The sequence below is a fragment of the Rhizobium sp. BK316 genome (assembly GCF_014193695.1).
Lineage (GTDB): Bacteria > Pseudomonadota > Alphaproteobacteria > Rhizobiales > Rhizobiaceae > Rhizobium.
This window is the reverse complement of record NZ_JACHZR010000012.1, coordinates 1-14,729: the sequence shown is the minus strand read 5'-3', so window position 1 is coordinate 14,729 and position 14,729 is coordinate 1. Positions and strand designations below refer to the sequence as shown.

Sequence of the window (14,729 nt, the reverse complement as noted above, 5' to 3'; positions counted from 1 at the left end):
CCGCTATGACAAGTTGCTCGCAAACTTCATGGGCTTCGTCAAACTCGCCGCTATCGCCATATGGCTCAAATAGTTAAATCGTCACCGCTGCCTAGTGCGGCCACTTGCCAGAGATATCACCGCTGTCCGAAGTGTCGTTGAAGAAACGCGAGGCCGCTTCCGTGCGATTTCTCACATTCATCTTCTTATAGATATTACGAACGTGGACCTTCACCGTGTTTTCGGACAGGTGAAGCTTATCGGCGATGATCTTGTTCTGCGTGCCCTTGCAGATCAGGTCGAGAATCTGCACCTCGCGCGTCGTCAGAGCCGCCATGCTGTTGCGGCGAAGTTTCAGCGCATTGGCACGCGCTGCGTCGACGGACTTCGTCTGGTACAACGAGGGCTCAAGCTGTGTCGTTGCCCGGTTGGACAGACGGCCAAGAAGCGCGGACGGAAAATGCTCGCCACCCTTCATCAGCAGATCGATTGCCGCCATGAAAACGTCCAGGCGCAGATTGAGCGGCAGGACGCCATCAATGACACGCGCCTCGACGAGGCGGCTGATATAGGGCTCCATCATGTCGATGGCTTCAACGACAAGGCCGATGGATGCGTCCGGACGGTTTTCTCGAACGGTCTGCATCGCATCGTGCAACTCGGCGCCGGCGACATGATAGAACAGGACAAGCCGCATGTCGTGAATATCCTTCTCGGATATGGACTGCGCGCTCTGTATGCTTATGACATCGAAATTCGGGAATTTCTTCGCCAGTGCTTCAACCATGCATTCGGAGAACAAGTCCGCCTTGGCGATTACCAGAATTGTTTCTCCATTCGGACCCAGTCTTCTTGCCTGATCCGAATCTCCTACTTCCGACCCAACCATGAACATATACGCCTCCCCTAGCGCTACACTGTACTCAAACTCGGAGCATCTACTCCCATTGGCGCGATGGCGGGTATTACATGCCGACGAACATTGCCCCTAGGCATGTGGCCGCCTTATCTTTTAGGCATTTCTTAATTATGGTAATATGGATTTCAAAGGAAAGAAATGGCCCAAATGGGTTAGTTGCCACGAAGTTATATTTATTTTTGCCACTTTATGGTTGCATTTCGGACAAGAAACATACTAGCGGGCGGTATTTCAACTAGATCACGGTATAAAGCACCATGTATTAGTTCGAGACATACGAAAGCAAAGCGGTAATGGGCAGACGATATTTCAAAATAAGACGGAGAACCTTTCGCGCTTAATTTCGCATTATCCCAATCAGTCGAACCCGCCCGATTCCGAGGTATGGGACGCTGTCCCGAATACGCACATGGCTTTCGCCGGGCCTGCGATCCGGCACTGGCTTAGCTGGAGTAATGAACCGGCTTCGGATGCCTTAGCCCGAATTGATATCTATCGGGACCCATTTTTTTCCATCAATCTCTGATGGTTGCCAAAGCGGCGACGTGAAAATCAAGTATCGGCATGTGTTTTTGATACTTGGTCTTCTTTCGAGGGGACTCAAAAAGAAGTTCGACGGCATTGCTCGCGCTCACATCGAGTCCGGGAATGGATTTGTGCGTCTTTGTACTGAATAGGCACGATCCCAATACAGAATTTGGCCAACAAATCGCGATGAAACTGCAGGTGATAAGGTATCGGGTACACCTGCCGATGTTAACGCTCGGAGCAAGCGCGAGCAAAATCCCATTTGAGATGAGAGGGATTTCGAAAGCTGCTCCGGTTTTTTCCTGGAGGAACTGAAATGCCCTATGATCCGAAGCCCGGTCAGGGCTCCGATGACGACACCGTGAAGGTGGGCGCCTTGGCCGACGGCCTTTCCAGCGCCATTAACTCGACAGAAATCGATGACGATTCAACGGGTTACGTCGGCGGAATCGCTAACGGCGACAATCGCGACAACACTGACAACAGCACAGATATCAACGTGAAGGCTGACGTCGACGTGAAGACCGACAACGGCGACAACCGCGACAACGAATACGACTGGTCCTACAAGTCCGACGACGACACGAACACCAAGACGACCACTATCAACGACAATGACACAACCACTACCACGAAGTCGGACTACGACTGGAGCTACGATTCCAAGTCTTACAGCGATAACGATACGACAACGATTAGCGACAACGACACGAAGACGGATATCGACACCGACATCAAGACGATCACGGATACCGACACCAAGACGACCACCGACAGCCTCAACACCAGTGACAGCTTCAACAAGACGGATACGGATTTTGCCGTCATCGATGATGTCAAGGACTTCGGAAACCTCGGCGTTGCCGGCCATGATCTTACCTTTGACATCGGGGATGACTTCTCCTTCACCCTCAATATCGACAATATCCTCAACGGTTCACTGTCCGGCGGAGGCGCCGACTCCGTGTTCAGCACTGTCCAGGCAAACCACCTCGCAGACCAGGATCAGGCCTGGAACATCGCGCAGAACAACAGCGATGCTCAGAACCACCTGAATGCGGATGCCGGCACTGCCCATGGTGCTGACGGTGTCGACATGGACAGCAAGGGCTGGGACCTCAAGGCGGGCGACGACGTCGCAGGCACTTCGACGGCAGATGCTTCCGCAATCCTCGCCAACTCGGGCTTCCATCTGGAACTCGTCCAGGGCGCGAACATGCTCAGCAATGCTGTGGACTCCAGCGTCATTGGCGGCAACTCGCATGTCTCCGATGTCGGCGAAGATACCAGCGGAAACTAACCTCCAAGACAAGAAAGGGCTGCACCGGCTTTGGCCGGTGCAGTTTGAATGCTTGCGTACGAATTGACGAACAGTGCGGCTCCGACAGAAGGTGCCGCACGGCCGGTCGTCTCTTCGATAGGGAGGGCCAAGGCAATGCAAATTGAGAAATTCTCAGAGATCATCGCCCATTTCATCGGCATATTCGAAACGACGACCGAGGAGATGAGGCTGCGCGCAGAACTGACGGAGGGTACAGGCTCTGCCGAAAATGATCCGACGCTTGACGATCTGATCGCCGCCACCCCCACCTTCGCCTCCGATCTCGTGCTTAAAGACTACGATCCCGACGTCAATTACAGAAGCGTCAGCTATGAGATCGTCTATGGCGGGGGCCGCCGGTTCGGCCGCCCCTTCGAGGAGAGCATCGAGAAGCTCTCCGAAATCGCCCATCGCGACGTGCCCTTGCCGAGGTTCGGCAGCCCGCAGGACATTGATGTCGAGGCCGAGGAAAAGCTGGACGTTTTCAATAGTCCCGGATCGGCGGTCGGATATGCCACGCAGATCAACGTTCTCTTTGACGACGATTATCTCGACATGACGGATGGCAACCACGCCCCGCGCGATACGAGCTTCGTCACCGAACGGCTGGCCGAGTTCAGCGCTCAGACAGAAATCTTCACTCCCTTTGCCAGCCTGCAACGGACCGACAGCTTCGAGGGTGTCAAGCAAATCGCCGATGATATGGAGGCCTATATCCGGGCCGTGAAGGATTCCGGCCAGACGTCGGTCGGAACGGGCGAAACGCCGGCAGACAGTCCCGCAGATAACTCCAATGATCAGGCACATAATTTCGTGCTGGCGAGTGACGAGATCACCGGAACCTATATGAACAGCAAGCTCGTTTCCGAGGTCCCGGCGCTGGATGATCTGCTGCCAGACCGGGGGCTGGCCAAACTGCCGGAGGAACCCGACGAAACCCAGACATCCGTCGAGCAGCACGATCCTGCCTCAAGCAGCCTGGAGGTTACCGCGGGCGCTAATCTCGTCGCGAATATCGTTTCCGTCGTCAACACCGCGGTGATCTCTTCCGTGACGGCCGTCATGGGCGACTACCACCAGATCGACGCTATCACCCAAGTCTATGCCTACAGCGACAATGATGACATCGCATCGGTATTCCATTCCTCAGCCGATGCGGCCGAGAGTGCCGGTGTCGATGCCTACAATATTGCAGGCTTCGAACGCAGCACTGTCCAACACGACCAGCCGCAGGCGGCGGCCGATGCACATGGCGACCCCATCTTTCCGAGCGTCTGGCGGGTCAGCGTCATCGAGGGCGACGTCTCCTTCGTAAACTGGATCGAACAGTATCATTTCGTCAGCGACAACGACACCATGACCGTCATGACGAGCGGCTCGGAAACGACGGTTCTGACGGGCGGTAATACGACGTTGAATTTTTCGTCCTTCTTCCAAATAGGGCTGCAGTACGATCTGGTGATCGTCGGCGGAAATGTCTACGATATCAACAGCATCACGCAGATTTCACTTCTCTACGACAACGACTGGGTCCGCGCCGAGGACGGCGCAGGCGATGGTGGCACCATCCAGTCCGGCAACAATCTCATCTGGAATCTTGCGGCGATCCACAATGTCGGCGCCAATGACCGTTTCGAGACCATGCCCGACTATATGCAGGAGGCGGAGAAGGGGATCCAGGAACGTGATCCGACAATGCCCGAGGGCTTGTCCTTCGATCCCAATTTCCAGGGCTATATCGGCCTGAATGTTCTCTACATCACCGGTAATCTCCTCGACATGACGATCATCAAGCAGGTCGCGGTGCTCGGAGATTCCGACGATGTGACCCGGGCTGCAGCCGAGCTTCTGAAGAACAACCAAGACGCCGTGGTCACGATCGATACAGGCAGCAATATCGTCGCCAATATCGCTGAAATCGTCGATTATGACAGCTTCGGCGGTACCACCTATGTTGCCGGTCAGCTCTATTCCGACGCCATTCTCATCCAGGGCGGGATCATAGAACACGATGCCACCCAGCCCGAGACGGCTGGCGAGAGACTTGCCAATGAGGTCATCGCCTTTCTCGATGACGATAGCCCCCAAGGCGCGGACAGCGGCGATGGCATCATCAACGGCGGGCATGACCTTTCATGGTCCTCCACCCAGCCCTCAGATGTAATGCAAGCCGTGGTCGCATGACCTGCGTATCCTGGGAGAGACCGCGATGAATCAAATCTCAAAACAGATTTTCGCCAATGGCAGCGCGCTCGACCTGCGTGGCGACAAGCCATCCTCGACAGCCGCGAATCCGCAGGATTTTCTGACCAAGGCCTGCGTTTCAGCGATCGACGATGCAGTGGACCATCTTCGCAAGCTGACTCGGGAGGCGCCGCTTTCCTATCCCCATGAAGTCGAGGTTGGCGAGACTTTTGCTGAAGAGAAAGTGGATGAAGTGCAAGCCGTGATGCCGACCGAACGGTCTGAAAGGCGGCTTTCCGGCGACGACATACCCGTCGTCGACACTGTGGGGCCAGAAACAAAGCCTCGGCCGGCTGAAGAACTGCGGGAGACGCCCGGTATCGAAGCACGGCGGACGCCCGATGGAACCGGCGAGCTCAAGGCCAAGCCGGATATTCCCTTTGCAAAGACGATCGATGGCGATACCGGCCCGGTGAAAGAAAATGAGCGCCGTCTGCGCACAGATGGCGGTGGCGGAGGCGGCAAGGAACCGGATTTCGGCGGTGGCGGCGGTGGCGGCGGCGGTGGAAACAGCGGCTTCCACAAGCGCAGCGAGCCGGTGAATTTCGCTTTGAGCCTCGCCCGAGGCATCGCGGCCATCAGGCGCAACCTAGCAATCGTGATGGTCTTTACGGTTGCCATCAACGTGCTTCTGCTGGCGATCCCGCTTTACCTCTTCCAGATTTCGGATCGCGTCCTGACCAGCCGTTCCATCGACACATTGGTGATGCTTTCGATCGTGGTGGTGGGTGCCGTCCTCCTGCAAGCCTTCCTGGATTCTGTCCGGCGCTTCATCCTGATGCGAACTGCCGTGGAACTGGAAGTCCAGCTGGGCGCACCGATCCTCAGCGCCGCAGCCCGCGCCTCGCTGCATGGAAACGGCAAGGATTACCAGATCCTGCAAGACCTTCAGCTTCTGCGCAGCTTCCTGACTTCAGGAACGCTGATTGCCTTCCTCGATGCGCCGCTGATGCCGCTCTTCGTAGTCGTGGTCTACCTGGTACATCCGCATCTCGGCATCATCATCATGATCTGCTGCGCGGTGCTGTTCCTGATCGCCTACCTGAACCAGAAATTCACGGCCAAACAATTCGCCGAATCCAACAGCTATCTCAGCCGTGCGAATTTCCACCTCGATTCCATGTCGCGCAATTCGCAGATCATCAACGCGCTCGCGATGATCCCCGAGGCGGTGAAGATGTGGGGCCGAGAAACCGCCGGCTCGTTGAAATCCCATGTCGAAGCGCAGGACCGAAACATCATCTTCACCGGCATTTCCAAGGCCTGCCGTATGATCACGCAGGTCGGGCTTCTCGGCTGGGGCGCGCATCTGTCACTGTCAGGAGAGTTGACCGGCGGCATGGTCATTGCAGCTTCGATCATTTCCGGCCGCGCGCTGGCGCCGATCGAAGGGGCAATCGAAGGCTGGCATCAGTTCAACCGATCGGCCGCCGCCTACGGCCGCATCAAGAACCTGCTGCTCACTTCGCCGCTCAACTTCCCGCGCCTGCGCCTTCCCAATCCGGAAGGCCGGCTCGATGTGGAGCGGATCCTCTTCGTTCCGCCGCCGCAGAAGAAGGTGATCCTGAATGGCATTTCCTTCTCACTGAGGAAAGGCGAATCGCTGGCGATCATCGGCAATTCCGGCTCCGGCAAGACGACGCTCGGCAAGATGCTGGTAGGCTCAATCCTGCCGACCTCGGGCAATGTGCGCCTCGACCTCATGGATCTGCGCAACTGGGACCAGCGACAGTTCGGCGAAAGCATCGGCTATCTGCCGCAGGACGTTCAGCTCTTCCCCGGAACGATCAAGGCCAATATCTGCCGCATGCGCGACGACATCGAAGACCGGCGGATCTATGAGGCGGCCGTCCTTGCCGACGTGCACGAGCTGATCGCCGGCTTCCCACAGGGTTATGAGACCGTCGTCGCCGCCGATGGTGCGCCGCTTTCGGGTGGCCAGAAGCAGCGCATCGCGCTGGCGCGCGCGTTCTTCGGCGATCCCAAATTCGTGGTGCTCGACGAGCCCAACTCCAACCTTGACACACAGGGTGAAGCCGCTCTCGCAAAGGCGCTGATCCACGCCAAGAAACAGGGCATCACGACAGTTACGATCACGCAGCGCCCGGCACTTCTGCAATGCGTGGACAAGATCATGGTCCTCAAGGACGGCACCGTCGCCATGTTCGGCGAACGCATGGAGGTCCTGCAGGCACTCTCCAAGGGCAATGGCCGCAACGGCCAGCAGACACCGCGTATCGAAAGGTAACGGCCATGGGAAATAAGAAGCAGGAATCCACCGGCCCGGTGCAGCTCGAATGGTATGGCGACGTGCCGCGCTCCATCCGTTTGCACAGCTTTGTCGGCTTGGCGATCCTTTTCTGCTCGTTCGGCGGTTTCGGATACTGGGGGGCAACCGCGCCACTTGCCTCCGCCATCATCGCCCAGGGCAGCTTCGTGGCGACCGGCAACAACAAGGTCGTCCAGCACCTTGAAGGCGGTATCATCAAGGAAATGCTCGTCAGCGAAGGTGAAAGCGTCAAGGAGGGCGACGTCCTGGTGACTCTCGACCAAACAGCCGCCTTGACCAACGAGCGAATGCTGACGCTGAGGCGGCTGCGTCTGGAGGCAGTTGTTGGACGCCTCAGGGCCGAAGCACAGGGATCGCGTGAATTCAAGCTTCCTGACATCGTCATGGCAAAGGCGAGCGACCCCGATATCAACGCCATCATCCAGAGCCAAAACGTCGTCTTCCACAGCAAGCAGGTCAAGCTCGAGGAGCAGCTCAACCTCATCGAGAAGAACATCAAGTCGCTGGAATACCGCTTCGAAGGCTACAAGGGCCAGCGCGAGTCCTTCGAACGGCAACTGGCGCTGCTCTCAGATGAGCGGGATTCCAAGGCACGGCTCGTCAAGGTCGGCTATATGCGCAAGACCGACCTTCTGGCCATCGAGCGCGCCATTGCCGATGCGATGGGCGATATTTCGCGCCTGAACGGAGAGCTCAACGAGAGCGAGGCGGAAATCGCCAAATTCCGTCAGGAAGCGGTCATCGCCGTCAACTCCAACAAGCAGGCAGCGCTTGACGCGCTGGAGACCGCCGAATCCGACCTCGACAGCGTGCGTCAACAGCTGCACGAAGCTGCCGGCGTTCTGGAGCGTACGGTCATCCGTTCGCCGGTGACTGGTACGGTTGTGCGCTCCTACTACCACACCGCCGGCGGCGTCATCACCACCGGAAAACCGATCATGGAAATCCTGCCGGCCCATGTGCCGCTGATCCTGGAGGCGCAGGTATTGCGTACCTCCATCGATCAGCTTCACGAAGGGCAGACGGCGGCAATCCGCCTGACCGCCCTCAACAGGCGCACTACGCCGGTTCTGGAAGGCAAGGTCTTCTATGTTTCGGCCGACTCCATTGAGGAAAATGCCGGCATGTCCGTGAAGGACGTGTACATCGTGCGCGTACAGATCCCGGACTCGGAAATTGCCCGCGTTCACAACTTCCATCCGGTTCCCGGCATGCCGGCGGAGGTACTGCTCCAGACCTCGGAGCGCACCTTCTTCGAATATCTGAGCAAGCCGATCGCCGACAGCATGTCACGCGCGTTCAAGGAGCGTTAAGCGTAGAAATGGCCGACGCATTTATCGAAACGATCTGATATAGTCTATGTATAACAAGCGTTCAGCCGAGGGATTTTAGCATGCCGGCCATGTCAGATGTCTTATTGAGTGTTGGCCGGTTAAACTATGTCTGGACGAATACAGAAAGCCTTCTGATCTATATTATCGCCCATCTTCTCAATGTGGAGAAGGAGGCGGCGGTCGTCGTCTTCCTGACGCTCAACACGACTCGCGCACGCATAGATCTCGTCGAGCGCCTCGCAAAGCTCTCTTCGACGCCTGCCGCGGACCGCAGGGCGGTTCTGTCTGCCATGTCCCGGCTGAAGAAGGAATCGAAGATGCGCAACAAATACAATCACTGCATCTATTCCTTCGACGATAAGGGCGAAATCTCCAGCACGCAGCTGATGCGCCTCGTCGAGGACGACAAGGAAATCCGCTACGGCAAGGTCGAACAGATGGATGACCGAGAGATGGAGCTCCTGGAGAAATCGATTGCCGAGATCGTCAATATCAGCAAGGCGCTCTGGGCCTTCATCCACGCGAGCCCGCGGATTGTGGCACTCTAAAGCGTATTGCGCTCTTTTAGATCCGCTTGCCACGCTTTGAGTCTTTCTCGCATGTCGTTGTCGCAAAACCGCTACGCACTTTTGCGCGACATGCTTTAGCCTTTCCGACCGGAAACGTGGCGAAGGACTAATCCCATTTCGCATCGAGGAATCACCCGGACGGTTTATTTGAAGATCGATGTTTCCCACTACACTGGAATCTCCCGAATTATGTATGGAGTATTGGGAGGGGGCATGCGCATCGATGTCATTGATACCGTCGCCGGTTTTGACGCCGTTCGCGACAACTGGGATCAGGTCTATCGAGACGATCCGGACGCCCAACATTTCCTTTCCTGGACATGGCTCAAAGATTTTCTTGGGCACCGCGGCCGGTGGTTCGTCCTGGCGCTGCGCCAGCGGGAGCCGGATGCTCCCTATGTCGCCTTTTTGCCACTGAGGTTGCTCACAAAACTCGATGAGCAGAGCGGGCTTTTCTACGACGAAATCGTCATGGGCGGGAGTTATTCGGCCGATTATACCGGCCTCATCGTCATGCCGGGCTACGAGCAAAAAGCCATCGCCGGCTTCGCCGCTTACCTCAAACAGCAGAACTGGACGCATCTTCGGCTGGAGCATTTCAGCGGGCCGCCGGAACGACGGGAAAAGATGATCCTGGCGCTGCAGGGGCCGCTCGTCATGTTTCGCGACAACGCGCCAACCAGCCATGACAATATCGACAATACGATCTGCCCGGTCGTCTCGCTGCCTGCAAGCTGGGACGACTATCTGGACGGCAAGATGAGCAGCCAGACACGCCAGAAGCTGCGCCGCTTCCTGCGCAAGCTCGACGGCGATGAGGGCTACCGGATGACCATGGCGACGCCCGAGACCATTGACCGGGACCTCACCATTCTCTTCGATTTCTGGCGCACGCGATGGACGGAGCGCAAAGGGCCGGAGCGGACGGAGCGGCTCATCAATTCCACGCGTGAAATGCTGATGGACTGCTTCAAGAGCGGCACGCTCGACGTCCCGGTCTTCTGGTTTCGCGAACAGCCGCTCGGCGCTCTCGCCAACATCGTGGACCGGCCCAAAAAGACGATCCTCTTCTATATCACCGGCCGCGACGAGAACTGGAAGATGCCGTCTCCAGGCCTCGTGCTGCATGGATATTGCATCCGGCGGGCGATCGAGGACGGCTTCAAATTCTATGATTTCCTGCGCGGGAACGAACCCTACAAATATGTCTTCGGCGCTGACGAGCGGCGGATCAGCTATACGCTTTTCCGGACACGCGACGGGCGCAATCTGGGCGGCGTCCTGCATCCACGCAGCGTCAAATATGTCTATGAGCGGGCGCTCGAAATGTATCGAAACGGCGAAAAGGCAAGAGCGGAAACGGTCTTCACGCAGGTCCTGCAATCCTCGCCGGGCCATGTCGGCGCCGAATTCGGCCTTGCCAACCTGCTCTTCGACCGGGGAAAGCTGACCGAAGCCCTTACCGCCTATCAGACATTGCTGGAACGCACCGCCGAGCCGCTGCCGATTGCACTTCGCCTTGGAGATACACAACTGGCGCTGAAACTCTATGAGAATGCAGTCGTGACCTTCCGTCGCATCGGCGCGCAGGCGCCCCATGTGGTGCAGGCCCGTTACAAGGAGGGTATCGCCCTCATCGCGGCACGCCGCCTCGCCGAAGCCGAGACAGTTCTTACCGCGATCCAGGATATCCACACGGACGATCCGGCCGCCATTCCCTATGCCCAGCTTGCTCGCATGGCGCTCGAGCGTCTACGCCTGCATAATGCAGCGCCGGCAGCCGATGAACAGATCCCCGAAGGCATGATGGGATTGCCTCTAAAGCGCGGCGGCGAGAAACGCCGCCCACGCATGCACTAAGTCTTTGTTTTCGCATGTCGTCATCGCAAAACCGCTTTGCACTTTCGCGCGACATGCTTCAGGCACGACAGAACTCAAGCACCGGTTTCGGTCTGATGCCTGATATCGTCGGCTAGCGGATGCAAGGTATCGGCCGGCAGGGCACCGACGAGGCTATAGCCCATGCCGCCGGACGCCCAGCTCCAACCCTCGACATTGCCCTGCGCATGCGGTGCCATGGGTTTGTTCTGATCGGCGACCATCGGGCGCGTCAGCATGACAAGACGTGTGCCGCGGTCATCGTCATACATCAGCATCAGTCCAGCGCCATGTGATGTCGAAATCATTCGGCCGCCCATCAGGCGATAGCCCGACTTAGAAAGATCCGGCAGCACCGGTTTGCGGCCCATGCGCTCGGTCGCCCAGTCGACGAGCTCGGCCGTACTGTCGGCGCGAAGCTCGACGGGTCTTGTCCTGTCGGGCGCATAGGTCGCGAAGCTGTCGGCTGCCTCATCGGCCAGCGCCATCATGCCCTCACTCGATTGCCTGTACATGCCGTGCAGCATCCAGCCGCCCGAACCGCCGGCAACGAGAAGAACAACGGCAGCGGCAGCCATGCGCCAGAAGGGCGGCCGGCTTTGCTTACGCATCTCCACCAGGTGGCGCAGGTTCAGGCGGCTTGGAACCGGCTCTTCCGCCACGGGGTTGAGCACGGCCCTTAGATCGAGCCGCTGCCTGCCGTAACTGTCGATCCGCGCGGCGATTTCGGGATGGGTTTCGAGATAGACCGAAACCTCGGCTTCTCGCGTCTCGTCGAGCGCACCATCCACAAAACCGTGAAGATCATCCTCGGTGATCGGTTTTACACTCATTTCACTCTCCGAAGATGGGCGGCTGGCCCCTGTACCGTCTGCCGCGGATTCTCCAATATCTGCCGCAGCCGCTCGCGCGCCCGCGACAGGCGCGACATGACGGTACCAATCGGGATAGCCAGGACTGCCGCTGTCTGCGAATAGGACAGATCCTCAACCGATACCAGTAGCAGGACGCTGCGCTGCTCTTCCGGAAGCTGCTCCAGCGCCTGAATTATATCGCGACGCATCAGATTATCTTCCTGTGTCGGCTGCCTGGCAAAGGCACTTTCGTCCAGCTTTTCAAAGGGCAGATGTTCGCCACGACGCGACATCTGTTTCAACCGGTTGACAGCCAGATTATGAAGGATCGCGAAGACCCAGGTGCGCGGATCGTCGTTTCGGCGATGGTGCCAATGAGCGATAACCCGCTCCAGACAATCCTGGACGAGATCGTCTGCCGCCGTTGCATCTTTCAGCAATCCGCGGGCATAGCGGCGGAGCGCCGGTATCATCGGTTCGACAAGCTGCAGGATATCACTCATGAGAGGCTTACCTTCAGGAGCTTCCGCCCGCCACCCTATCACAGGCGGCGGGCGGAAGGGATTTACTTCGCTTCGATCTGGACGACTTCACCGGGTCCACTTACGCCCGCAGCGGCGACAACGAGATAGCGGCGCTCGGTCTTCTCGTCGCTCTGGACGATCTGCCGGATGGGACCGACGGCGTTGACGATCGCCGAACCAGCCGGATTCGTCGTGAACGAAGCCAGCGGCTGAAGATCACCGGAACCATCAGCCCGGGTGGAGAGTGCAAGAATGTAAGGCTTCTTGGGCTGCAGCCCTGTCACCGATGCCTGCAGCACCTGCGACAGGCCCTGATCGAAAAGAGAGATACTGGTCGGTGCAACGCCATCCTGCTTTGCCTTGGGCGCGCGCAGGACAAGATGCGCCGCCTGGCCGGCAACGCCGAGCGGTTGGAGGTTCTGCATGCCGTCGCCCTCGGGGACTGCGTTGGGGACATAGTTGACGGCCTGCGGCGCCTGGCCGATTGGTATCGTGGTGATCACCTTGTTCGTCAATGTGTCGATCGCTGCGAGTGCATCGGCGTTTTCGAGACCCACATAAACGCGCGTGCCATCGCCGGACGGCCAGACGCCATGCGGAAGATTGCCGACTGATATCGTTGCGACCTGTTCGAAATTGTCCGTGCGGTACACCTTCACCTGGTTGAGGCCACCAACGGTGATGTAGGCAAAGTCGCCATTGGCGTTGTGCACGATGTTGACGTGATTGGTGATCGGTCCGGTATCGATCGTCTTGATGAGATCAAAGGGTGCCTCAGCGTCGAAGACCTGCGTCTTGCCGATATCCTTCAGGGTGAACCAGACCTGCTTGCCGTCAGGCGTCGCCGCAATGTTCGGGCAGAAGGGGCTTTCCTGCTTGATGTGACCGACGATCTGGTGATCGGCGACGGAAACGACAACGGTCTCGGGGTTGAACGAGGAGCAGATGTAGCCGTATCTGCCATCCGGCGAGAAGATCTGCATGCCCGGGCCGGCCGGCACCTTGATCTGCAGCTTCTCTTCATAGGTATGCGCATCGATGACGGAGATGTAATCCTCGCCGCGAACCGTGACCCAGACTTCGTTGCCATCGGGCGTAAAGAATGCTTCATGCGGCGAGCGGCCTACATAGGTGGTATGCTTTACGGCATTGGTTGCTGTGTCGATGAAAGTCACCGAATTCGAACCGATCGAAACGACAGCCAGTGTTTTGTGATCAGGCGAAAAGCCCATACCGTGGACCAGGACCTGCCCCCGATAGAGCGGGCTCAGATTGCCGGGCTGCGGATCCCCGAGACGGATGACGCCGAGCAGTTTGTTGGTTGAGGGATCGGTGACAGACACCGTGTTGGAGAATTGTTCGGCCGCATAGACGCGATCCTTGCTGCTGATGGGGATATCCGGATCAGAGGCGGCACCCGGCGCCTGGCCGGCAGAGCTTGTTAAAGGCGCCAGCATGGCGCCGGCAAACAGACTGAGGGCGAGAAGGCTTGACTTCATGACGGGTCCTTTCAGTTGCCCATTTTCATGTTCGGATCCATGGTCGGCGTCATCGACATGCCGGCGCCGGAAGAGACGGAGTTCTGCGGGGAAACTTGTGTTGGCGCCGGCTCCGAAGGTGGAAGCGGATCGCCGAGAGCCAGCCGCATCGCGGCGATTTCCTGCTGCTGATCGACAATGATTTCCTGGGCAATGCGCTTGAGCTGCTCATTGCTGCCATAACGCAGATAGGCCTGCGCCATATCGATCGCGCCCTGATGATGAGGGATCATCATCTCGACGAAATCCCTGTTGACGTCACCTGTCGGCCTGACCGCTATGTCGTTCATCATCTTCGTCATGGCGGCATCGTTTTCCGCCAGGAACGGCGTCTCGTCGGTCACCGCGGAGGTGATGTGTTGATGCGATGCCGGATCGTCGGCAAACGCGGAAACGGACAGGATCACGAAGATCGATCCTGCCAGCGGAAGGAATCTTTTTCGAGGAAAGACGTCCATGCGGGCTCCTTGTTGTGCAGAGCGGTTTCACGAACGTAGACAACAGAACTGCCGACTTATTCCGTCTGGCTGCGATTTTTCCGAGGGCCGGTGAGCTTTGACTGTGTGACTGGTGACCTGATGGGACAGGCAGCCAACGGTGAAGCCCAGAAACGCAAAAAGCCCCGCGGTGGGGGCTCTCTGGTATCACAGGGATCGTTGGTTGCGGGGGCAGGATTTGAACCTGCGGCCTTCAGGTTATGAGCCTGACGAGCTACCGGGCTGCTCCACCCCGCGATATTTCATTCCGGACG

11 protein-coding genes and 1 tRNA gene are annotated in these 14,729 nt (G+C 57.9%); 6 read left to right on the top strand and 6 right to left on the bottom strand.

Features of this window, described 5'->3' with window-relative positions:
- Window positions 1-91: 91 nt before the first annotated feature.
- Complete coding sequence (locus FHT87_RS30950; RefSeq protein WP_183727372.1) at window positions 92-874, bottom strand: response regulator transcription factor; 783 nt, start codon at window positions 872-874, stop codon at window positions 92-94.
- 868 nt (window positions 875-1,742) lie between these two features.
- Between FHT87_RS30950 and FHT87_RS30945 the strand changes: the two genes are divergently transcribed.
- From FHT87_RS30945 to FHT87_RS30920, 6 genes are all read left to right on the top strand, one after another.
- Entirely contained in the window at window positions 1,743-2,726 is a 984-nt protein-coding gene (locus FHT87_RS30945) for a fibrinogen-binding protein (protein ID WP_183806489.1), read from the top strand.
- A gap of 135 nt (window positions 2,727-2,861) precedes the next feature.
- Entirely contained in the window at window positions 2,862-4,931 is a 2,070-nt protein-coding gene (locus FHT87_RS30940) for a hypothetical protein (protein WP_183806487.1), read from the top strand.
- Window positions 4,932-4,956: 25 nt separating this feature from the next.
- Window positions 4,957-7,239 carry a type I secretion system permease/ATPase gene (locus FHT87_RS30935; protein ID WP_183806485.1) on the top strand — a complete coding sequence of 761 codons (2,283 nt, stop codon included), beginning with the start codon at window positions 4,957-4,959 and terminating at the stop codon, window positions 7,237-7,239.
- Window positions 7,240-7,244: 5 nt separating this feature from the next.
- Entirely contained in the window at window positions 7,245-8,594 is a 1,350-nt protein-coding gene (locus tag FHT87_RS30930) for an HlyD family type I secretion periplasmic adaptor subunit (RefSeq protein WP_183806483.1), read from the top strand.
- An 80-nt stretch (window positions 8,595-8,674) separates the two neighbouring features.
- Window positions 8,675-9,163 carry a hypothetical protein gene (locus FHT87_RS30925; protein ID WP_183806481.1) on the top strand — a complete coding sequence of 163 codons (489 nt, stop codon included), beginning with the start codon at window positions 8,675-8,677 and terminating at the stop codon, window positions 9,161-9,163.
- A gap of 234 nt (window positions 9,164-9,397) precedes the next feature.
- Window positions 9,398-11,044, top strand: a complete 1,647-nt coding sequence (locus FHT87_RS30920) for a GNAT family N-acetyltransferase (RefSeq protein ID WP_183727360.1) — start codon at window positions 9,398-9,400, stop codon at window positions 11,042-11,044.
- A 74-nt stretch (window positions 11,045-11,118) separates the two neighbouring features.
- Here FHT87_RS30920 and FHT87_RS30915 read toward each other — a convergent pair whose 3' ends face one another.
- The 5 genes from FHT87_RS30915 to FHT87_RS30895 all read right to left on the bottom strand — a co-directional run bounded on the left by FHT87_RS30915 (window position 11,119) and on the right by FHT87_RS30895 (window position 14,712).
- The gene (locus tag FHT87_RS30915; protein WP_183727358.1) at window positions 11,119-11,895 is read right to left on the bottom strand and encodes an anti-sigma factor; all 777 of its coding nucleotides are present in this window, start codon (window positions 11,893-11,895) and stop codon (window positions 11,119-11,121) included.
- Window positions 11,892-12,419 carry an RNA polymerase sigma factor gene (locus FHT87_RS30910; protein ID WP_183727356.1) on the bottom strand — a complete coding sequence of 176 codons (528 nt, stop codon included), beginning with the start codon at window positions 12,417-12,419 and terminating at the stop codon, window positions 11,892-11,894. Before FHT87_RS30910 ends, FHT87_RS30915 begins: the two co-directional genes overlap by 4 nt.
- Before the next feature lie 62 nt (window positions 12,420-12,481).
- Complete coding sequence (locus FHT87_RS30905; RefSeq protein WP_183727354.1) at window positions 12,482-13,939, bottom strand: YncE family protein; 1,458 nt, start codon at window positions 13,937-13,939, stop codon at window positions 12,482-12,484.
- An 11-nt stretch (window positions 13,940-13,950) separates the two neighbouring features.
- Window positions 13,951-14,436, bottom strand: coding sequence for a DUF305 domain-containing protein (locus FHT87_RS30900; RefSeq protein ID WP_183727351.1), 486 nt, complete (start codon window positions 14,434-14,436; stop codon window positions 13,951-13,953).
- A gap of 199 nt (window positions 14,437-14,635) precedes the next feature.
- A tRNA-Met gene (locus FHT87_RS30895) sits at window positions 14,636-14,712 on the bottom strand.
- Window positions 14,713-14,729 lie beyond the last annotated feature (17 nt).